Source organism: Butyrivibrio sp. AE3006 (assembly GCF_000424165.1).
Taxonomy (GTDB): Bacteria; Bacillota; Clostridia; order Lachnospirales; family Lachnospiraceae; genus Butyrivibrio.
In genome coordinates this window covers 112,676-135,905 of sequence record NZ_AUJJ01000001.1, presented here as the reverse complement: position 1 = coordinate 135,905, position 23,230 = coordinate 112,676, and the positions used below count along the sequence as shown (strand labels likewise).

The following is a 23,230-nucleotide window of genomic DNA, read 5'->3' as shown; positions in this document are numbered from 1 at the left end:
GGCTCGATAATACCTCGCCAAGTTCGCTCAGCCCCCAAGATATGCAGCTATGACCTCAGGATCACTAAGAACCTCTTTTGTCTCGCCCTGTTTAAGGACACGACCAAAGTTAAGAACTGTCAGTTTCTCACAGATACCTGATACTAGCTTCATATCGTGCTCGATAAGAAGGATCGTCATATCGAACTCCTTGCGGACAAGGGCGATGGTATCCATAAGCTCTGCTGTCTCGTTGGGGTTCATGCCCGCTGCGGGCTCATCGAGAAGAAGGAGCTTTGGTGATGTTGCCATTGCTCTTGCTATCTCAAGCTTTCTCTGTTTACCATAGGGGAGATTACTTGCAAGTACATCTCTCTCAGAGTCAAGGTCAAATACCTTGAGAAGCTTCATGGCTTCCTCATCCATAGCTTTTTCCATGGCCTTATATCTGCCAACGTGAAGCACGCCTTCTATTCCGCTGTACTTAAAGCGCTCTGTCAGTCCCACCTTTACATTGTCGATAACAGACATCTGATGGAAAAGACGGATATTCTGGAAGGTTCTGGCAATGCCCGCATGATTGATCTCTATTGTTTTTTTCCTGGTGATGTCTTCACCATCAAGGCGGATGATACCTTCGTTGGGCTTATAAACGCCTGTTAAAAGGTTGAACACCGTGGTCTTGCCGGCACCGTTTGGTCCGATAAGTCCGTACAGCTCTCCCTTTTCAATTTCCAGACTAAAGTCATCTACGGCACGAAGTCCGCCAAATGCAATACTTAAATTATTAACCTGAAGTAATGTCATATTACGCATTCCTCTTAATAAATTTGTGTTTTACCCTGTTTCTCCAATCAACTGCAGCAGGTGCCCAGTTAAAGAGCATCATTACTATAAGAACAATTGAGTAGATAAGCATTCTGTATGTATTAAGGCCTCTGAGCATCTCAGGAAGCAGATATAAAATTGCTGCTGCGATTACAGAGCCTCTGATATTTCCGATTCCGCCAAGTACCACATACACCAAAATCATGATGGATGCGTTGTAACCAAAGTACTGGGATGTAGCCGTAAGTGAAGTAATGTTATGTGAGAAAAGAACTCCGGCTGCACCTGCAATAGCTGCTGAGATTGTGAAGGCCATCATCTTGTAACGGGTTACGTTAATGCCTGCAGACTCAGCTGCGATGCTGTTATCACGAACAGCCATGATTGCACGGCCATCTCTTGAATTCATCAGATTAAGTACCACGAAAAGCGCAAGTAAAAGCACAACTATAGCTATGGTAAAATTAGCATCTCTTGGAGTACCTGTGATACCCATAGCTCCGTTAATTATTACCTGACCATCGGGTTCCATTCCAAGATCCATAACGTTGTTAAGAGAAATGTGTGCTCCCTTTGAATCAACACCAAAATAAATAGCATTGATAACGTTTTTAATGATCTCACCAAAAGCCAGGGTAACGATTGCAAGATAGTCTCCCTTAAGTCTAAGTACAGGGATACCGATCAAAAATCCAAACAGCGCTGCCACAGCGATTCCCACAACAAATGCCATGAAAAATCTAACGGGTGTGGGAAGTGCGTTCTGTGTAAGCTTTGAAAAAATGGAGCTTGCAAAAGCGCCTATACACATAAAGCCGCAATGACCGATACTGAGCTCTCCAAGAATACCTACGCAAAGATTAAGAGCCACAGCGATGATCGCATAATAGGTCATGGGCACCAATAGTCCCTTTAAATGACTGGACAGATTACCAGTCTTCATAAGAATCTCCATGACCAGATACAAACCGATCACGATTCCGTATGTTATTAAATTACTCTTTATTCGCTTTTTTTCTGCACTCATTATTTCCTCCAATGAAGTTCTGCTCTCGCTACGCTCGCCAGAACAAAAGTAAACTCTGGGTTCGAAAGAACCTCACCAAGAGTTATACTTTTTCTTGAATTTTCTTACCTAATAAGCCTGTAGGTTTTACAAGTAATACAACGATCAAAATACCGAACACAATGGCATCTGAAAGCTGTGATGAGATGTAGGTTCTGCTGAGAATTTCTACTATTCCAAGAACAAGTCCGCCGATCATGGCTCCGGGTATTGATCCGATACCACCAAATACGGCTGCGACGAATGCCTTGATACCGGGCATAGCACCAAGATAAGGTGAAAGTGAAGGATATGCAGAACACAAAAGCGCACCTGCTATAGCTGCAAGAGCTGAACCGATTGCGAAGGTCAGGGAAATAGTCTTGTTTACATTGATTCCCATGAGCATAGCAGCGCCCTTATCCTCAGCAACTGCAAGCATTGCCTGTCCTTCCTTTGTTTTGTGAATAAAAAGCTGAAGAACGATAAGAATTACCACGCTTGTAAGAATGGTAACTATGGTTACACCCTGGATTTTCAGATCGCCACCTGCAAAGGAAAGCCCCTGCCATGCAACCACTGATGAAAATGATTTAATATCTGCTCCGAAAATAAGAAGGGCCAGATTTTCAAGGAAATAACTGACACCGATAGCAGTAATAAGAACAGCCAGAGGAGATGCTGCGCCTCGAAGCGGCTTGTATGCTACTTTCTCTGTGGTGACACCAAGCAGTGTACACAAAATCACGGCTGCGATAATTCCAACAAAAGTATTACCGCTGAGCGTAGAACAGATTGTGAATATAACATAACAGCCCACCATGATGAAATCACCGTGTGCGAAATTCAGCATCTTGGCAATTCCGTATACCATAGTGTAGCCAAGGGCAATAATCGCATATATACTGCCCAGACTCAGGCCATTGATGAGGTAAACTAAAAAACTCATATACTCCTCCAACACTAAAGAAATTTCTTAAAAGAACGAGGAATGCCTTTGACAGCATTCCTCGCAACCTTGCGATATTATATTATACCATGATAATTGTCAAAATGACGATAGTCATGGAGCAATTCGTATATCATGGATTACTCCGCTGTTACGTAAGCACCGTCCTTGATAACAACAGCCTTAGGCTCTTTGTTAGGCTCACCGCTTGCATCCCATGTCATTGTGTCTGATGTAAGACCTGAAGCTGTGATTGTAACGATTGTGCTCTTTAAGCTCTCGCAAAGATCGCTAACGCTCATATCAGGTGTAGCACCTGTCTCTTCAAGACACTGCTTGATTACATATACTGCATCGTAAGCATCTGCACCGAACTGGTTGGGTGTCTCGCCGAATTTATCCTGATAGTTCTTTACGTAGTTAACTGTAAGATCATCTGTTGCATCAGCTGCGAAAGGAGTAAGAAGCATAAGACCCTCTGCAAGTGATGTGTCGAAGTTCTCAACTGTAAGGATACCATCCATACCGTCTACACCGAAGAATATAGGAGCATAACCCATTGTGTTAGCCTGTGTAAGGATAAGTGAAGCCTCTGTGTAGTAGATAGGAAGGAATAAAAGCTCAGCGCCTGCATCCTTAGCCTTCTGAAGCTGTACAGAGAAGTCTGTCTTGGAATCTGCTGTAAACGCCTCAGCTGAAACTACTTCAAAGCCCTGGTTGGGAGCTTCCTGTGCGAATGTCTGGTAGATACCTGATGAGTAAACATCAGAGCTGTCATAGATGATACCTACTTTAGAAGCCAGCTTGTGTGCACCGATGTACTGTGCTGATGCAAGTCCCTGGTTAGGATCTGAGAAGCACACACGGAAAACGTTGTCATAAGCTACGCAATCAGCAGCTGATGCTGAAGGTGTAAGCTGGAACATGTTGTCTTCATGTGTGTTCTCACTTACTGCAAGTGAGCATGCACTTGTTGTTGAACCAACAAGGAACTGCATACCCCAGTCCTTAAGTGTGTTGTAAGCATTAACTGATTTCTCTGCATTAAGTTCGTCGTCCTCGCCTCTGCACTCAACCTGATATCCGTTAATACCGCCATTAGCATTGATCTCTGCAACTGCAAGCTCGATGGAATTTGCTACTGCGTTACCGTAAGCAGCTGCGCCACCTGTAAGAGGTCCGATAGAACCAAACTTAAATGTAGCTCCGCTTGCTGCGCCTTCAGTAGCCTCTGTTGCTGTGCTCTCACCTGCTGTAGTAGCAGTGTCCGCACCTGAGTTGCCACAGCCTGCAAGTGTTCCTGCAAGCATAGCTGCTGCAGCCATCATGCTGATAAAACTCTTCATCTTCTTCATAATGTAATCCTCCTCGTCTAAATCGTATTGAATTATACGACTTTTTCAACACTGTATACATAAAATACATGTATACAATAATTGTTATTTGATACTTTAAAGTAGTACAGTGAAAATGTCAAGAAATTATATGTCATTTAAAAAACTTCCCACACTGGAAGGAACGCCCGTGGCCCTTCCAGTGTGGGAAGTTTTGATTATTTTATCATTGATACGGCTTCCTGGACTGAGGAAACGCCGATGAGTTCTATTCCTTTGAAGGACTTTTTGTATTTATCTGCAACGGCCTTGGGGACTATGCAGGTCTTAAAGCCAAGGCGCTGCGCCTCTGATATGCGGACATCAGGCATATTTACGGAACGGACTTCTCCTGATAAACCAACCTCTCCAAAGGCTATGACATCATCAGGGATCGGTCTGTTTCTGAAGCTTGATACTATTGCCATACACATGGAAAGATCTAGGGCAGGTTCTATAAGCTTCATGCCGCCTGCAAGATTTATGTAGCAGTCGTAGGATGATAGCTCAAGGCCTACGCGCTTTTCCATAACGGCCATGAGAAGATTTACCTTATTATAGTCTGTGCCGTTAGCCTGTCTTCTTGGAAAATTAAAATTAGTATGGCTTACAAGAGCCTGAATTTCTATAAGAATAGGTCTTGTGCCCTCTACGGAGCAGGTCACAACTGAGCCGCTGGCATTCTCAGGTTTTCCTTCAAGCATGAACTCGGATGGATTCTCAACCTCAACAAGGCCCTCACTTCGCATCTCGAAAACACCGATTTCATTGGTGGATCCGAATCTGTTTTTCACTGCTCTGAGTATTCTATAGGAAGCGTGTCTGTCACCCTCAAAATACAGCACAGTGTCAACCATATGCTCTAAAACTCTTGGACCAGCAACAGTTCCTTCCTTAGTTACATGACCTACTATAAAGATGGAAATGCCAAGCTGCTTTCCTATTCTCATAAGGACGCCTGTTGACTCTCTGACCTGTGATACGCTTCCGGGAGCCGATGATACATTCTCATTGAACATGGTCTGAATGGAATCAATGATAACAACTTCCGGTGCATGTCTTCTTATGGTCTCTTCTATGGTACCAAGATCTGTCTCGCACAGAAGCTCCATATTATCGGTAAAGTCACCTATTCTGTTGGCACGGAGTTTTATCTGCTGCAGAGATTCCTCACCTGATATGTACAGAACCTTTCTGTTATCCGCAGATAAAAGCCTTGCTGTCTGCAAAAGCAGTGTGGACTTTCCTATTCCGGGATCGCCGCCAACAAGTGTAAGGGAGCCTTTAACCAGACCGCCACCAAGAACTCTGTTCAGCTCTCCTATATGGGTATCGTATCTGTCTTCCTCATTCAAAGTAATCTCGGAGAGCTTCATGGGTTTATTTATGGAATCCCCTGCTCCGACACCGCGAGCAGCACTTACCTTGGAACTCTTACCTGTTACAGAGGGCTTTATCACTTCCTCAACAAAGGTATTCCACTCCTTACATCCGGGACACTGTCCCATCCATTTAGAGGACTCATAGCCGCAGCTTTGACAGTAAAAAACTGATTTTATTTTTGTAGCCATAATTATTCCTTTATTGCTTTGATATAGGATCAATCGCCTATAGCCTTTATAAGCTTCTTCTTTGTGCTTCCCTTCACACCCTTAACTTTTATTGAAGACTTCTTGTTTATCTTCTTGAAAGCACCTTTTCCGATAGTAAGGGATTTGTTTGCTTTTATGGTTACATTCTCCAGGGACTTGCAGCCTTTAAAAGCATTTTTTCCGATTTTTTTGACGCTTGATCCGATCACTACTGATTTGATTTTTTTATTTCCCTGGCAGGCACCGTCTGAAATTGCAGTAACAGGATAAGCCACTCCATTAACCATTGCGTTATCTATTTTTACCTTGCCTGAAGAAGTAATCTTAGTTACTGTAGCGCTTCCATTCTCATCGATACGATAGGTAATATTGTCCTTTGTAACAGTGTCAGGTATCACACTATTTGCTGAAAAAGCTGCCGGTTCCACAACGGATGAAGTCATATCATCATCGTAGAAAGGATAATTTGCATATCTATGGCGGTAAATATGACTATTACCATCAATGCGAAGTGAGGTGTAATACACACCATCATCTGATCTGCCATCACCATTGTCATCTATTATCCATCTGCCGGGAAGCTTAACTTCCACCCTGACATTTTTAGGCGATTTAAACGCACCGTTAGATGTACTTAACTCATCAAGCATGTGTTCCGTACTTGGATTAGCTGATAAATCAAGGCTGCTGAAATCGTATAGGTCAGGATCATTGCTACTTGTATATATAGTGTCATGGAACTCATAAAACATATAGTCCATGTTTGTGACTTTTGCAGTGTTAAAACCTTTTATATTAAATGAGCATATGCTTTCGCACCTGTAAAACATCTTGGACATATTTGTTACGTTTGAGGTATCAAAGTTACTTAAATTCAGTACTTCCAGATCAACACACTGCATAAACATTTCAGACATATCGGTAACCTTAGAGGTATTGAACTTTTTAAATTTGGTAAAGTCCATGTTTTCCAATGCATTACAGATTTGGAACATTCCTCTCATATTTGTAACATTGGAAGTATCAAATGTTTCAAGATTCAAATATGGTATGTCACAACAATATGCGAACATATAGGACATGTCCCTAACCTTAGAGGTATTAAAGCTGCTAAGATCAAGCCATGTAAGATCGCACCCAAAAAACATATAACGCATGTTAATAACACTGTGCGTGTCCAGCTTATGGTAAAAATGTCTTATATATGCCCTGTAAAACATCTCACTCATGTTGGTTACATTCCCGGTTGAAAAGCAGGATAAATCCAAATAATCCAGCCAAAAACAATCAAGGAACATCCTGGACATGTTTGTACATTTAGAGGTATCAACTTTATCACCGAATTCTATTCTCTCTACTTTCTGAATACGGGCAAACATCCCGGAACTATCCGGATTAAAGTATATTTTCACACTAGTGGAGTTTATGTGTACTTCCCTGTTTTTTGCATCATAATATGCATAAACATTATTGCCCACCTGCGTTTTCTGAAGAGAACCCTTTACAATTTCATTCTTTCCATCAAAAACAATCTTTTTGATAGTTTCATCCTCATAATCATAACCAGCGCCGGGAGTGACAAGCTGTTTTATTGCCTTATTAAACTCAGAGCCCTTATACAGCATTCCCTTTGATAGTGACGAATCTGCTGCCCTGACAGTTATTCCTGAAAATGATGCTGATAAAAACAAAACGCTTACAAATAACAATATATTTTTGGCTATTCTTTTCATACGGCTTCTTCCTCGCATATTAGTTCACTGTGGCATTTGTCTGCTTTTTTATTGCTCTGACTAACTTCTTACTTGTCTTACCCTTGGCAGCCTTTACCTTTATATGGCTTCCCTTTGGCAGCTTCTTAAATGCCCCTTTTCCGACCTTCAAAGACTTATTTGCCTTAATTGTTATTTTCTTAAGCTTCTTGCATCCCTTAAAGGCATTCTTTCCAATTTTAGTGATGTTTGATCCAATAGTTATGGATTTAAGCTTATTATTTTTCCTGCAGGCATTATCAGAAATGCCAACAACAGGATAGGTATGGCCATTTGCTTTCACCTTATTTATGGAGAGCTTCCCTGATGTCTTTATCAGGGTTGCAGTGGCATTCCCCGCTTTGTCAATCACATAGGTTACACCATTAACAGTAACTATGAATTCCCCTTCACCCTCAGAATTTCCGTAATCATTTTGGTGTGTATTTTCAAATGACGACTCGGATTCATCCTCTATGCCATCATCCTTCTTAGGCTTTAACGCCTTATAAAAAACATATCTGTGACTTGATGATGAATATAAAAGTTTAGTATATGTTTCAGAAGAATCGGAAAAACCATCCTTGTTATCATCAATATAGTATTCTCCCGGAAGATCGAAATCCTTTGTTATATTCCTTGGCGAAATAAATACCTTAAGACTATTATCACCATAGAGCACAGCTTTACATTCGGTCTTCTTACCCATCTTAAGACCGCTCATGTCCAGTTTTTCAAGGGAAGTACACATATAAAACATCCACGAAATATTATCCAAAGATGATGTATCTAAATCGCCAAGCTCTACTGATTCCAGCCCCTCGCACCATTCAAACATATACTCCATTTCGGTTACTTTAGCTGTCTTAAAATGAGAAATATCCATATGCTTAAGCTTTGTGCATCTGGCAAACATTTCGAACATATATCTGACATATGAGGTATCAAAACCACTTACATCTATTGATGTCAGCTCTGAACAATCAAAAAACATATATCCCATGTTCTCTACTTTCGATGTATCAAAGCCGCTAATGTTAATGGACTTTAAATGCTGACAGTATTGGAACATTCCATTCATATTTTGAACATTTGAGGTATCAAACGTGCTTAAATCCAGTTTTTTTACTTTACATCCATAAAACATGTTGGACATATTGACAACATTCGATGTATTAAACTGTGAAAAGTCCAAAGATCCTGCATAACACCAACTGAACATACTATGCATATCTTTAACTGCAGATGTATCTATCCTGACCTTGCCAAAATCTATCTCTTCCAGTTCATGAAATGCATAGAACATATGTGAACAATCCTCAGGAAAATAGATAACTGAAGAAGTGCTCTTTATATACATGGTGTGCAGGAAATAATCAAAATAAGCAGTAACATCGGTTCCTACTTTCTTTGATCTCACATCCTTACCTTCCGGCACCTTTTCATTTTTGTCAAGAAACTTGATTTTCTCTATTGTCTGATCTACAGGCAAAGATTTCTGATCCGGCAGGATATTATGTGCAAAGCTTTTAAGAGTTCTGTTGAACTCCTCACCGCTCATAAGCGTTCCTGATTTCGCTGTTGCTGCTTTGGTACTTATGGACGACTGTCCGCACAAAAAAAGACACAGCATGACTGTGATGATTAATGCCACGTTCCCCAACGATTTTTTCATTATGAATTCCCCTTCAACTTTATTCACCCTGCAAAATTGCCGTCCCCTCAGCGCTAACTATTATAGCATATATTCCCATGCAATAGTTTTGAATCCAAAAAGTATATAGACATAAAAAGAGCTGTAAAAAATGTTTTCCATTTTTTACAGCCCTAAATTATTTACTTGTGAATATCAACCTTAACAGGTGCCTGACCCAGTGCAACACTGAAGTTCAGTTTACCGCCAACCCCGGTCTTCATAGGTCCAATGTTTTTCCCATCTACAATTACGTGGTACTCTGCGTTTTCCTCAAGGCCTACGGTGATCTGGGCATCTCCCGGACCATCTACCTCAAAAGTGATTCCTTTCTCACTCTCCTTAAATCCTGTAACTGCGGTTCCGGGAACAGATTCGTAAAGGAACATGTCATTTTGCTCAAGCTTGGTAATGTCCTTATAAGTCTTGACCTTCAAAATATTACCATCAAATTTGAAGTCCTCAAGCTTTTTCTTCTCCGGAAGTTCGTAATTACCAAAGCTGATGGTTCCATCTGATTCTGCCCTAAGTAACTGTTCTACGACAGCCATTTTATACCTCCTGTTTATGTAAAAAAAGTGATGGTTAATCTTCTTCTATTATAAGGCATTAGTACCTATATTTTTATTAAATATTTATGAATCATTTCGACTTTTTGGACACTGATTTTCTTGCAGTAGTTTTCTTTGCAGCAGGCTTACGGGTAGTGGTTTTAGCAGCTGTGGTTTTGACTGTCGCACTCTTCCCTGCCGGTGCCTTTTGGGTAAAAGTGACCTTGTTGTCCTTAAGTCCTATAGTTACGTCATGGTCGCGCTTGATATTTCCTCTAAGAAGCTCTTCCGCCATAGCATCCTCGATAACGGACTGGATGGCTCTCTTAAGAGGTCTTGCACCCATCTTGGGATCTGAATACTTCTTTACAAGGAACTGCTTAACAGCAGGCTGCATGGTCAGATTGATTCCAAGTTGCTCCTTACATCTCTTGCTGAGGTTCTTGCTAAGAAGTGTGACGATCTCCATCATCTCCTTCTCATTAAGAGGATGGAATACCATGATCTCATCGATACGGTTAATGAATTCAGGCTTGAAAAGTTTCTTAACCTCTTCCATAACGCCGCTCTTCATGGTCTCATAGTCCTTCTTCTCATCTGATGCAGAATCAAAGCCAAGCTTCTTGGGCTCTACGATCCTCTGAGCACCTACGTTGGAGGTCATGATGAGAATCGTATTCTTGAAGCTGACCTTTCTGCCCTTGGCATCTGTTATATGACCATCGTCAAGTACCTGCAAAAGTACATTGAAAACATCGGGATGAGCTTTCTCTATCTCATCAAAAAGGATTACGGAATAAGGATGTCTTCTGACCTTCTCGCTGAGCTGACCACCCTCATCATATCCAACATATCCCGGAGGTGATCCGATCATCTTGGATACGGAATGACCTTCCATGTACTCTGACATATCTACTCTGATAAGTGCATTCTCATCGCCAAACATAGCCTCGGCAAGAGCCTTGGACAGCTCAGTCTTACCTACACCTGTAGGTCCAAGGAAAAGGAATGAACCGATAGGTCTGTTTGGATCCTGAAGCCCCACACGTCCTCTTCTGATAGCCTTGGATACAGCAACAACCGCATCCTCCTGACCAATTACTCTCTGATGAAGTATGTTCTCCAGCTTAAGCAGTCTGTCTGATTCCTTCTCTGCAATCTTCTTAACAGGAATCTTGGTCCACATTGCAACTACTTCTGCAATGTCATTCTCATTAACCACAAAGTCTGCGTTTTTCTCTCTCTTGGATTCCTTTGCTTTCTTGCGGTTATATTTCTTGATGAGCTCTTCCTGCTCTCTGTGAACTCTGCCTGCTCCGGCAAAGTCTTCCTGAGCAAGAAGCTCCTCAACCTTGGTATCCATTGCACGGATCTCAGCTTCCATCTCGCGAAGTCCGGAAGGCGAGCCTGTAAGTCTAAGGCGCACTGCTGAGCATGCTTCATCAATAAGGTCAATTGCCTTATCGGGAAGGTTTCTGTCGTTTATATATCTGCTGCTGAGGTCAACAGCTGCCTGAACTGCCTCAGGTGTAACCTTTACATGATGATGCTCTTCATACTTGTGAACGATACCGTTCATGATGGCAAGAGTCTCATCCCTGTCGGGTTCCTCGACGTTAACGGGCTGGAAACGTCTCTCAAGAGCCGCATCCTTCTCAACATATTTGCGGTACTCAGTGATGGTGGTGGCACCGATCATCTGAATCTCTCCTCTTGCAAGGGAGGGCTTTAAAATATTGGAAGCATCAATAGCACCTTCTGCGCCGCCCGCTCCGATAAGTGTATGCATCTCATCTACGAAAAGAATAATGTTGCCATCATCAATAACCTCTCTGATGACCTTCTTGATTCTCTCCTCGAACTCACCTCTGTACTTGGAACCTGCGATCATTCCTGACAGATCCAGTGTAAGAAGTCTCTTATTCTGTACTGTAAAAGGGACATCTCCCCTTACTATTCTCTGGGCAAGGCCCTCTACAACCGCAGTTTTACCTACGCCTGGTTCACCGATAAGACATGGATTATTCTTGGTTCTGCGGCTAAGAATCTGAATCACACGTTGAATCTCATTCTCTCTTCCGATAATGGGATCAAGCTTATCTGCTGCGGCAAGAGCCGTAAGATCTCTGCTGTACTGCTCAAGGGTTGATGCCTTCTTTTTGCCATTCTGTTTTCTTCCAAGGTCCTCTTTTACAAGAGCTGCGTCCTCGCCCATGGCAGCAAGAGTCTCAGCATAAACCTTCTGAATGGATACGTTAAGTGTGCCGATAAGACGCACCGCCACATTCTCGCCTTCCTTAATAAGAGCCAGAAGAATGTGCTCTGTTCCTGTCTTCTCAGCATGAAAACGATCTGCCTGTCTGTGAGCTTCCTCAAGGACACTCTCAGCCCTTGGTGAAAAGCCTTCTTTATCGAGAACGGTAAGATTGCCGCCCTCTACGATCAAATCCTTGATGATATCCATCATCTTGTCTTCGTTTATGCCATTATCAATAAGTATTCTTGAAGCCACGCAGTCCTCAGTGCGGATAAGTCCCAGTAAAAGGTGCTCTGTACCCACATAATTGAGCTTCAGGCTTCTGGCTGTTTTCCTGGCCTGTTTTAAAGCATATTCGGCCTTCTCTGTGTATTCCTTATTCAATCTGAATACCCTCCTGTCAAATATTAAATGTCACCGTAATCTGCATATATCTCGTCAATCAGTTCATGTATCTCCTGTCTTGAAACTCCCTTACACGTAGCTCTGGCAAGAACGACACTGAGCATATCATGTGCCTCCCTCAGGGCCTCAAGCTTGTTCAGAGAAGTTGCAATAATGGCACCTCTTCTCCTGTCAATCTTCACAAAGCCTTCCTGCTGCAAAATCGAGTAAGCCTTGTTAACCGTATGCATATTAATTCCAATGGTATCTGCAAGCTGACGTACGCTGGGAAGCTGATCTCCCTCACGGAACTGAGACGTGGCAATGCCCAAAATAATCTGATTGCAGAGCTGAACATAGATAGCTTCATCACTGTTAAAATCAATCTGTATTATCATGATGCCTCCTTCCGTTGCTGTGATATATCAAGTATAACAGACAAGGCTATAAAGTCAATTAAAATAAAATAGGATTTCGCTTGCGAAATCCTTGCGCGTATGATAAAAAACCGACCGGTTAGTGAAAACCGGTCGGCCTATCATATCATGATTTATTTGTCATCATCATCCAGATCAAGGAACTCGAATTCAAAATCGTCATCCTCTAAAAGGAAGTTACGAGGCTTCCTGCCGTTCTGTGCGGGACGGCTCTTTACAGGCTCATCCTCTACAGGTCTTGCTGCAGGCTGCACGGGCTTCCTGTCAGCGGGACGCTCTCTTCTCTCAGGCTTATCACCAAAGTTAAGTGAATCAGCTGTTCCCATGGGAGCGCTCTTTCTCTCGCGGGAAGGAGTAACAGGAGTAGAAGGTCTTCTGCTGTCTGCTACTGTTCTGCCCTTGCTCTCACGCTCAGGAGATACTCTTGATGCACGAGCCTTGTCTTCCTTCTTGGGAAGATCATCATACTGGCTCTTTCTCTTATTGCCGGCACTCTCAACCTGCTCTTCATCATCGTAATACATATAATCACGAAGTCTGAAGATAAGGAGAAGGATTGCAAGAACCATCAGGGCAATGATTACAGCCATAACTACCAATGCAACCTTCAGGCTGTTAGCCTGCTTCTTAAGAGCACCTGTCTGCTGTCCCTCTGTTGCATAATTCAAAAGGTCATTGAGCTTAACCTGTGTGCCCTCTACATTATCATAGAGATACCAAGCATCTGTACCTGTGCCGTCATCCTTATATGCAAGTGAAAACTCACCGTTACCTACTGTATCAATTGAAATGCCGGAATTGTCAGGCTCTTCAGCGGGCTGCTCTGCTGTTTCGCCCTCTGCACCTTCAGTGCCCTCAGCGCCTTCAACAACTTCACCGCCTTCGCCTTCTGCTACCTCGCCGCCTTCACCCTCTGCTGTTTCTTCAGCAGGAGCAGCTGCGCCGATCTGTAAAAGATCAGATCTTACAAAACCTGTTCTTCCGCTATCGCCAAAGCTTATCTGATACCATTTCTTATTATCAGTGCCGTTTGCTTCACCTGTAATTGTTACTGTATCACCGTTTTTCACAGTGCCTACTGTATCATATCCTGTACCTGCACCGCCTCTTACATTTGCGCTTGCAACTGTAACTGTAGCAGGCTGTGACTCTGTAGCTGTAACCTGCGTCTCGGGAAGAGATGCTGTGCTCTTGTTCTCTGAGCTGCTGACTGAACCGGACTTGGAAACAAGATCACTTCTAACGTATCCGTATTCATTGCCATTTACATAAATTCTGTACCAAACATATCCCTGAGAATCAGTAGTCTCTTCTATAATATCTACCTTATCACCTGAATCAAGGCTTGAAACCTGCTCAGATGCTGTGCTTGCCTCCGCACGAACCTTAACATTTGATGATGTTACCGTTCCTGTAGCTGCAAGAGCACTGATCGGTGACGCTGCAAACAAAGTGCATACTGAAAAAATTATGGCCATGGACCTAGCCATATTTCCCATTTTTCTCTTAATCATACCTTCAACCTCCTGCACTAACTTCATTAATCTACAAGGATTATACCATATCTTGGAGTATAATGCCCTGATTCTTCTAAAATTAGTGGTTTTTTATCTTATGCCTCATCAATGGCCTTACCGATATCATGACGCATATATTTATTTTCAAAGCTCACCCACTCTGTAGCTTCGTAAGCTTTTTTTCTGGCTTCAGCCAAAGTGTCACCCTTAGCTGTGATGCCAAGAACTCTTCCCCCGTTTGTAACGATCTTGTCGCCTTCAAACTTAGAGCCTGCATGGAAACAGTAATATCCATCCTTGCCTTTGAAGTTCTCAAGGCCTGTGATTTCTTTACCTTTTTCATATTTTACAGGATATCCCTCAGATGCAAGAACTACGCAAACCGCAGCCTTATCCTCAAATCTGAGATCAATCTCATCAAGCTTACCATCGATTACAGCTTCGCAGACTTCAATCATATCGGTTTCAAGTCTTGGAAGAACAACCTGAGCTTCGGGATCGCCGAATCTCGCATTATACTCAAGAACCTTGGGGCCATCCTCTGTGAGCATAAGACCGAAGAAAATTACGCCCTTAAACTCTCTTCCCTCTGCACGCATAGCATCAACAGTCTTCTGATAGATATGCTCCTTACAAAAAGCATCAACCTCATCTGTATAGAAAGGACTTGGCGAAAAGTTACCCATTCCGCCTGTATTAAGACCTGTATCTCCGTCTCCTGCGCGCTTATGGTCCTGAGCTGAACTCATGAGCTTTATAGTCTTGCCATCAACGAAGGACAAAACAGAAACCTCACGACCTGTCATGAATTCCTCTACGACCATTTTCTTTCCGGCATCGCCGAATTTCTTATCCTGCATAATCTCGCGAACACCTGCTACAGCATCCTCTAAAGTCTCACAGATAAGAACGCCCTTTCCCAGGGCAAGTCCGTCAGCTTTAAGTACAATAGGGAACTTTGCTGTCTGAAGATAATCAAGAGCATCCTCAGGATTATCAAAAGTCTCGTAAGCAGCTGTGGGGATGCCATACTTTTTCATAAGGTCTTTTGAAAAAGCCTTGCTTCCCTCAAGGATTGCAGCATTCTTACGTGGACCGAATACTCTGAGTCCCTCTGCTTCAAAAGCATCTACGATACCGCCAACAAGGGGATCGTCCATTCCGATTATTGTAAGGTCGATCTGCTTCTCCTTGGCAAAATCAACCAGTTTATCAAATTCCATTGGAGTGATTGGAACACACTCTGCATACTCTGCAATACCGGCATTACCGGGTGCGCAGTAAAGCTTATCAAGGTGCTTACTTCTGGAAACAGCTTCTGCTATGGCGTGTTCACGGCCGCCTCCGCCAACAATCAAAACTTTCATCTTCGCTCCTTACCCCTCATCCGCCCTTTAGGCACCTTCTCCCCTAAAAAAGGACGAAGGCATCCGGATGAGAATTATATCAACCAATCAGTATCATATCCTTCAATAATCACTTTATTGTCTTCAACCCTGACCTTATGGTTTGCTATAAGATCAATGGCTCTTGGAAGTATCTTCCACTCAGCCTGTTCCATAATGCGCTGCTGAAGCGTCTTAGCAGTATCATCCGGTCTGATGTAAACAGCCTTCTGAAGGATAATGGGACCTGTATCTGTGCCCTCATCCACGAAGTGAACCGTGGCACCGGAGACTCTGACACCTCTCTCAAGGACCTTCTCGTGAACCTTAAGGCCATAGAAGCCTGTTCCGCAAAATGAAGGTATGAGCGAAGGATGTATATTGATGATCCTGCCCTGGAAAGCTTTAACTATTTTCTCCGGTATTACCACAAGACAGCCGGCAAGTACAATAAGGTCAGGATTCTCTTTTACAAGAAGCTCATAGAAAGCTTCGTTAAATTCATCCCTGCTGTTAAATTCCTTAGGTACAAGTACCTGCGTCTTAATTCCATGCTTTGCTGCTCTTTCAAGGGCAAAAGCATTTCTGTTATTGCTAAACACCATGGAAATCTCGGTGTTTGTAATCGTTCCATTATCAATGGCGTCTATAATCGCCTGGAGGTTAGTACCACCGCCGGAAACAAGTACAGCTATTCTCAGCATAATGTAACTCCCTTATCTCCTGCCTCTACGCTACCTACGATGAATCCCTTCTCGCCTGAAGCCTCGATTGCTGCAAGTGTAGCCTCTGCATCTGCCGGGTCAACAGCAAGTACCATACCAAGACCCATATTATAGGTGTTGTACATCATGTCCTCATCGAGATCGCCCTTTTTCTGCATGAGCTTGAAAAGTGCAGGAACCTCGTAGCTGTCCTTCTTAACAACAGCTCTTACGCCATCGGGAAGCATTCTCGGAATGTTCTCATAGAAACCGCCGCCTGTGATATGGCTGCAGCCCTTAACGGTAATGCCATCCTTTTTGATCTGCTTAAGCATCTTCACGTAGATTCTGGTGGGAGCAAGAAGTGCTTCTCCAAGAGTAGTTCCGAGCTCATCATAATATGTCTCAAGGCTTTCCTTAGTCATATCGAAAACCTTACGAACAAGAGAAAAACCGTTGCTGTGAACTCCGCTGCTGGCAACACCGATAAGTGTATCGCCTGCCTTAATGGTGCTTCCGTCGATCATATCTGCCTTATCAACAACACCTACAGCAAAGCCTGCAAGGTCATATTCATCCTCGGGCATAAGACCGGGATGCTCAGCGGTCTCACCGCCTACAAGTGCGCATTCAGACTGCTTACAGCCCTCTGCCACACCCTTTACGATCTGAGCTATCTTCTCGGGATAGTTCTTACCGCATGCTATGTAATCAAGGAAAAACAGTGGCTCACCACCTGCACAGATAACGTCGTTTACACACATTGCAACAGCGTCAATTCCGATAGTGTCATGCTTATCCAGCAAAAATGCCAGCTTAATCTTGGTTCCTACGCCATCTGTTCCCGATAAAAGAACGGGATCCTTCATGTTCTTAATATTTGAAAGGGAAAAAGCTCCGGAAAATCCACCAAGACCTCCAAGTACTTCCGGTCTCATGGTCTCCTTTACAAATCCTTTGATCATATCCACTGATTTGTAACCAGCTTCGATATCCACCCCTGCATTTTTGTAGTTCAGCTCTGACATGTTTTCCTCCGATTTGGTTCTTCAATATTTAATTAATAGTTCTTATATCCAACTTCCTGAAGGTGGGCGTCCTTTTTAACGACCTGTTCCTTCAATCCGTTTGAATAATCCTTGAGTTTCGCAAGGAGCTCATCATCAGATGTAGCAAGAATCTTGGCAGCAAGAAGTCCTGCATTGGCTCCTCCGTTAATTGCAACAGTTGCAACCGGAATACCGGTAGGCATCTGTACAATACTGTATAAAGAATCCCTTCCACCCAAAGATGTGGTGTGCATAGGAATTCCGATAACTGGCATGGGAAAAATAGCTGCACACATACCGGGAAGATGAGCCGCCATACCGGCTCCCGCGATGATTACTTTAAAGCCCTTGGATTCTGCGCTTTTTGCATACTCAAAAAACTCATCAGGCTCTCTGTGTGCAGAAATGATGTTCATTTCATAAGAAATACCGAGCTCATCCAGAATCTGCGCTGCCTTAGACATAACAGGCATATCTGAATCAGAGCCCATGACTATCCCAACTTTTGCCATAGCTTCTCCTCCGAAAATATTGTTTTTTACCCTAACTTTTATACCACAATATACAGACGACTTTCAACCTTATTCGTCTTCATACATGAAGATAATTCCAAAGGCGCCCTGGCCATGGATTGCAGCACTGGCAGCCGACTCTTTCTGCACAATAACATCATCAAAAACCATCTCATCCCCAACCCATCTGATAATGTCATCCAGCTCATTTGCAGACAAACCCGTGTGGGTTATGAACAATCTTCTCTTATCAATGCTTCTGCCGGTATCAAACTGCATGCCGATATAGCGCCTCTTGGTCTTGCCTGAAGCACCCATAAACATTCTTAGCAGAGTTCCTCTTCCGTCTCTGAAAAGAATGCCCGGTTTAAGCATAAATATGCGGCTCATACCCTTCATCCTTGGATTGATTCTTCCAAGCTTAACGAGGTAATCAATATTGTTTATAAGGAAACTCGTATGTATTCTCTTCTTTATCTTATCCAGCTGACGTACGCATTCTGCAGGACTTATTCCTGTCTGGACAAGGTTCTGAGCTTCAAGCACCAAAAGTCCCATGCCGCAGGAAAGTGACTCAGAATCCACGATGTGAACCCTGTCGAAGGAAGCTGCTGCCTCCATGGCAACATGATAAGCACCTCCGGCTTTTCCGGACATGCTGATATGAATTACATTATCTGCTTCATCAAGTCTTGAAGCAAAGAATTCCTCATATTCCTGAACAGATGGATTTTCTGCAAAAAGATCCTCATTTCCGTTTTCAGAAATATATTCAAGTACACCTTCAGTCTCTGTCTCGACACCATCTATGAAGGAGCCGTTTTTATTCCTGATAGAAAAAGGAATTATTGGCAGTCTCATCTTCTCAACAATCTCAGCAGGAAGGTCGCAGATACTCTCAGTTGTAATAAGGATAGGAAGCTTATCCTTATGCAGACTTCCCTTTTTGCTTACAGCTGCATCCGGGTCTGTAGGCCTTGTTCTTCTGATAAGGTCGGCAGGAAGAATTCTAAGGAGCGTATTCTCAAGCATCTCACCATTGATAGGCTTCAAAAGATAACCGTCAAAGCCTGCCATACGGAATTTGGCCTGATCATCACCGGAAGTAAAGGCAGTAATTACAACTACGGGAGTTTCCCTGTTCATACCACCCATCTGCTGCTTTATCTGTCTAAGGCACTCTGTACCGTCCATCTCAGGCATTACCTGATCCATGAAAATGCATTCGTACTGGATATTGGCACATTTTTCAAGACATTCCTGACCGCTTCCTGCTTCATCAATCTCCATCTTGGTATCGCGAAGGAGCCTTTTTGTGACTACGCGGTTCATCTGATTATCATCTACTATAAGGATTCTCGCACCCGGAGCTTCAAAGCTCTGCTTATACTCAGTTGCCAGCTTCTTATGTCTCAGATCTTCAAGAGTTACCTCGCCTATAGATTCACTCTTAACAACCTCCTGGGGAATGGTAACAACAAAGTTTGATCCCTTCGTATAGATACTGTTCACCTGAATCTCACCATTCATCTGATCAGTAAGCATCTTCACAATGGTAAGTCCAAGTCCCGTACCCATTACATCCTTGGCGCCGTTTTCATTTACTCTCTTAAACTCATCGAATACATGAGCAATGGCATCCTTTTTGATGCCGATACCTGTATCTTCAACGGAAAAGACAAGCATTATCTCGCCGGAGTTTGCAGTCTTGGTACGAAGCGATAAGGTGATACTTCCTTCATTGGTATATTTAATGGCGTTATTTATCAGATTGATAAGAATCTGCTCTATTCTGATATCATCACCGATAAGAACCTTCGGAGTGAGGGGATCTATGTCCACAAAGAATTGAAGCCGCTTTTCATGAGCCTCCTCGTAGGTCATGTTGATGGTCTCAGCCAGCATGTTTACAACATCATATTCATTAGGCACGATTTCCATTTTGCCTGATTCGAGCTTGGCTACATCAATGACATCATTAACAAGATTGAGAAGCAGTCTTCCGGCACTTTTAATATTCAGTGCGTTCTCAGTAATCTCCTCAGAATCGGAGTCACGAATAATAAGCTCATTGAAGCCTACCATGGTATCAATGGGCGTTCTGATCTCGTGGCTCACAGTGGAGAAGAATTTACTCTTGGACTGTGAGAGCTTTTGAATTTCTTCCTTTTGTCTCTCAATAAGCTTATTCTCTGCAATGTAGACTCTGTTTTCAAAAAGGATCATTACTACAAGCAGAATACTTATAATAAGATTACTTATAAGAGAATCCATATGTGCCGCTAAAATCGTGTGACTTGCAACATATTCAGGATACATGTAAGCAAGATAATAGGATGCCGTCATAGCTACTGCGCCTATGGCCATAAGCACATATTTTCTTCTGCCGGCAACAGTCATTCCGATAAAGGCAAAACCAAAGATGAACCAAAGAGGTGATCCGCCATAGATTCCGCCGCCATAAATAAATGAAAGGGGCAGCAGAAAAACGACAAGAACCAGACCGATTATGGTGGCACCTGTCTGTACACGTCTTTTCTTGATAGAGAAAATTATTACACCTAAAAATCCAAAAAAGCATGCAATCAAAGCCAGAGTGTTCAGTATACTGTCACCCATGATCATTCCGATAAAAATCAGCAGGAATACCGATAACATTCCTATAAAGGTAAGTATGACAAACACTCTCTCCTGGAGGCTTTTGTTATGGTCTTCTACGTTGTTAAAAAGCCTTTGTATAATCATGATGCATTACCTCCATATACTCTGGATATGTCTGCATTGACTTCTTCTATTCTTTTCTCAATTGAATCATGGTTTGCGATAATATATGCATCCCACTTCTCAGCGGCAGCCCTCTCAATCTCCTGGGCTTCTCTTGATAATTCCTCAGCTCCGATTATTCTGGCTGACAGCTTAAGACCATTCAGGATGATTCTGTAATTAGTCCAGTCTTTCTTCTCATAACATGCCTGAAGCTCTGCCATAACCTCCTCAGAATCCTGCATGAACTCTTCAAGAACCTCACCAAAGAAGCCCTCGTTGCCTCTGCAGAGTCTGATACCTTCTGAAGCATCAAGGACTGTGAATCTCTCAGCGATACTTGTATCGATATCCGAGAAGGAATATTCATAGTCTTCACTTTGTTCAATTGCCTTGTACTGCCACATGGTAGAGGGCAGAATTTTCTTAAGAACACGCTCCAGTTCAGAACTTTCAATGGGCTTAGCGATGAATTCATCAAAGCCTTCCTTCATGAACATCTCTCTGACACCGCTTACTGCGTTTGCAGTGAAGGCTATTATCATAGTATGGTCATCAGTTCCGTAATGTTTTCTGATGAGCTTCATTGCTTCAACACCATCAACATCCGGCATCATGTGATCCATGAAAATAACATCAAATCTTGTTTTTTCACACTCATGAAGGGCTTCCATTCCGCCGCGTACAAGGGTTACATCCATGCCATAGCCTGCAAGTATACCCTTTGCAACAATAAGGTTCATCTCTTCATCATCGACTACAAGAGCCTTAACGCCCTCGAAGGTAAGCCTCTTGCCGCTGACCTCAGGATCAAACTCCCAAAGGGCCAGCTTTCTGTTTATGGCACTTACAAGAGAGTGACTAAATACAGGCTTTCTGACAAAGGTTGCATTGCTATCTCTTGGAATTCTAAAGTCAGGGGATACAGAAACAACTATATCTATATCTCTGCCAATAAACTCAATATATTTTTTCTGCTCTGAGTATTCTTCCTCCGCCGTGAAAATATGAGTGATATTGCCGGTATCAACTAAGGACTTAAGAGCATCAAGCTCTGTTACAAAGTTAAAGGGCATACCCAGATCGTTAAATGAGGATCTTAGCATTGCAATATAATATTCACGAATTGCAGGGCTTCTGTATTTGGAAGTTTTCAGATAGCATGCCGCTGTAATCTTGGCAGATCTGTCCACTACTACGCTTGGCTTATCATCAATAACCTTCTGAGGAATACTGATGCTGACTTTGGTTCCCTTTTTCTTTTCACTCTTTATATGGACAAAGCCGCCCATTTCCTTGACAAAACCGTAGACGATGGATAGTCCAAGACCGATACCTTCTACTCTTCTGCTTCTTCCGGAATCAGCCTGATAGGCAGCCGCAGTTACCCGTCGCAGTTCCTCCTCCGACATACCGATACCTGTATCAGTTACTTCGATACACAGATTTACACCATAATTCTTTTTCCTTGTGAAAACCCTGAGGAAGATACAGCCGTTTTCATCAGTGAACTTGGCTGCATTGGTTACGACGTGTCTTATGATTCTCTTAATTTTTAGTGCATCTCCTGCCATTCTCGCAGGAATATTGGCACACATATCTACCACCAGCTCAGGGGCAGTCTGTCCATAAGTCTCCCTGTACTCTGTGACTACGTCGTTGATTATGGAAGAAATATGATATTCATCATCAGAAATAGTGATACTGTCCGTATCTATCTCAGTATAGTCAAGAATATCTTCGATTCGTCCAAATAGTCTTCGACCTGCGTTCTGAATGGCATTAAGGTCTGCTTTTTTTCGGTCAACCTTCTCATCCTTTATCAGAATTGATGACAGACCAATAACAACGTTGATGGGGGTTCTCAACTCATGGGACACATTAGCCATGAAGTCCTCGGACTTCTGCTTCATTTCACCAAGCTGTCTCTCCAGATCATCCGACACACCGCGGGATGCACTTAAGATTTCACACACATAACCTGCAACTCTGTTGGATACCATCACAGCCAGCAAATTTAACAGCGTTATGGATGAAAAGAAATTACCACTGTCTTCCCTTTTCAGAATTATAAGGAGAAGATGATATGCAATTAGCAATAAATATGTCATGAAAAGAATTCGAAGTGATGCCTTATCCTCTGTAAGAGAAAAAAGCAACATAGCCAGAACTATTATCAAAGCAGAATGGTACAATGCATCAGAATGCGTACCATAGAAGAAAGTCGCAAGTGAAATAAAACCTGCGTAGATATAAATACGAAACCTGAACTCAAAATGCCCAGTGGAATAAAGGCTCCAGGAGATGGCCACACCCAAAAACATAACGGGGATAGTCCACATCTCCCAGCCTCTTGTAACTGCAGCAATGGCAAGACCAATCGTATACAGCAGGTAGCATAAAAGCAGTAGCAGCTGTATCGATCTTTGGTTTTCCTCATCCTTTTGGCTTCTGTTCATAT

Annotated in this window: 17 protein-coding genes; all 17 read right to left on the bottom strand. The window is 42.8% G+C overall.

Features of this window, described 5'->3' with window-relative positions; translation table 11 throughout:
- Window positions 1-27: 27 nt before the first annotated feature.
- Window positions 28-786 (bottom strand): ABC transporter ATP-binding protein, encoded by a 759-nt coding sequence (locus G603_RS0100520; RefSeq protein WP_026668970.1) that lies wholly within the window; start codon window positions 784-786, stop codon window positions 28-30.
- A gap of 1 nt (window position 787) precedes the next feature.
- Window positions 788-1,834, bottom strand: coding sequence for a branched-chain amino acid ABC transporter permease (locus G603_RS0100515; RefSeq protein WP_026668969.1), 1,047 nt, complete (start codon window positions 1,832-1,834; stop codon window positions 788-790).
- An 82-nt stretch (window positions 1,835-1,916) separates the two neighbouring features.
- Entirely contained in the window at window positions 1,917-2,801 is an 885-nt protein-coding gene (locus tag G603_RS0100510) for a branched-chain amino acid ABC transporter permease (protein ID WP_026525587.1), read from the bottom strand.
- 140 nt (window positions 2,802-2,941) lie between these two features.
- On the bottom strand, window positions 2,942-4,156 hold the full coding sequence (locus G603_RS0100505; protein ID WP_026668968.1) for an ABC transporter substrate-binding protein: 1,215 nt from the start codon (window positions 4,154-4,156) through the stop codon (window positions 2,942-2,944).
- Window positions 4,157-4,353: 197 nt separating this feature from the next.
- Complete coding sequence (gene radA, locus G603_RS0100500; protein ID WP_026668967.1) at window positions 4,354-5,745, bottom strand: DNA repair protein RadA; 1,392 nt, start codon at window positions 5,743-5,745, stop codon at window positions 4,354-4,356.
- Window positions 5,746-5,774: 29 nt separating this feature from the next.
- Window positions 5,775-7,499 carry a BspA family leucine-rich repeat surface protein gene (locus tag G603_RS18695; protein WP_035791509.1) on the bottom strand — a complete coding sequence of 575 codons (1,725 nt, stop codon included), beginning with the start codon at window positions 7,497-7,499 and terminating at the stop codon, window positions 5,775-5,777.
- A 19-nt stretch (window positions 7,500-7,518) separates the two neighbouring features.
- Complete coding sequence (locus tag G603_RS21150; RefSeq protein ID WP_026668966.1) at window positions 7,519-9,192, bottom strand: BspA family leucine-rich repeat surface protein; 1,674 nt, start codon at window positions 9,190-9,192, stop codon at window positions 7,519-7,521.
- A 161-nt stretch (window positions 9,193-9,353) separates the two neighbouring features.
- Window positions 9,354-9,761, bottom strand: coding sequence for a hypothetical protein (locus tag G603_RS0100485; protein ID WP_026495072.1), 408 nt, complete (start codon window positions 9,759-9,761; stop codon window positions 9,354-9,356).
- Between the two features lie 91 nt (window positions 9,762-9,852).
- Window positions 9,853-12,402 (bottom strand): ATP-dependent Clp protease ATP-binding subunit, encoded by a 2,550-nt coding sequence (locus tag G603_RS0100480; protein WP_026668965.1) that lies wholly within the window; start codon window positions 12,400-12,402, stop codon window positions 9,853-9,855.
- Window positions 12,403-12,425: 23 nt separating this feature from the next.
- A complete protein-coding gene (locus G603_RS0100475; protein WP_026495074.1) occupies window positions 12,426-12,800 on the bottom strand; it encodes a GntR family transcriptional regulator in 375 nt (124 codons plus the stop codon).
- Window positions 12,801-12,952: 152 nt separating this feature from the next.
- On the bottom strand, window positions 12,953-14,353 hold the full coding sequence (locus G603_RS0100470; protein ID WP_026668964.1) for an SH3 domain-containing protein: 1,401 nt from the start codon (window positions 14,351-14,353) through the stop codon (window positions 12,953-12,955).
- 98 nt (window positions 14,354-14,451) lie between these two features.
- Window positions 14,452-15,723 carry a phosphoribosylamine--glycine ligase gene (gene purD / locus G603_RS0100465; protein ID WP_026668963.1) on the bottom strand — a complete coding sequence of 424 codons (1,272 nt, stop codon included), beginning with the start codon at window positions 15,721-15,723 and terminating at the stop codon, window positions 14,452-14,454.
- A gap of 74 nt (window positions 15,724-15,797) precedes the next feature.
- A complete protein-coding gene (gene purN / locus G603_RS0100460) occupies window positions 15,798-16,445 on the bottom strand; it encodes a phosphoribosylglycinamide formyltransferase (RefSeq protein ID WP_026668962.1) in 648 nt (215 codons plus the stop codon).
- Window positions 16,439-17,464: a phosphoribosylformylglycinamidine cyclo-ligase gene (purM, locus tag G603_RS0100455; RefSeq protein ID WP_026525594.1), complete on the bottom strand. Its 1,026-nt coding sequence runs from the start codon at window positions 17,462-17,464 to the stop codon at window positions 16,439-16,441. The genes purN and purM overlap by 7 nt, the downstream gene beginning before the upstream one ends.
- Window positions 17,465-17,505: 41 nt before the next feature.
- On the bottom strand, window positions 17,506-18,006 hold the full coding sequence (gene purE, locus G603_RS0100450; RefSeq protein WP_026525595.1) for a 5-(carboxyamino)imidazole ribonucleotide mutase: 501 nt from the start codon (window positions 18,004-18,006) through the stop codon (window positions 17,506-17,508).
- Between the two features lie 69 nt (window positions 18,007-18,075).
- The gene (locus G603_RS18685) at window positions 18,076-20,751 is read right to left on the bottom strand and encodes a DegV family protein (RefSeq protein ID WP_051207297.1); all 2,676 of its coding nucleotides are present in this window, start codon (window positions 20,749-20,751) and stop codon (window positions 18,076-18,078) included.
- Window positions 20,748-23,228 carry a hybrid sensor histidine kinase/response regulator gene (locus G603_RS0100440; RefSeq protein ID WP_026668961.1) on the bottom strand — a complete coding sequence of 827 codons (2,481 nt, stop codon included), beginning with the start codon at window positions 23,226-23,228 and terminating at the stop codon, window positions 20,748-20,750. The genes G603_RS18685 and G603_RS0100440 overlap by 4 nt, the downstream gene beginning before the upstream one ends.
- Window positions 23,229-23,230: the final 2 nt, after the last annotated feature.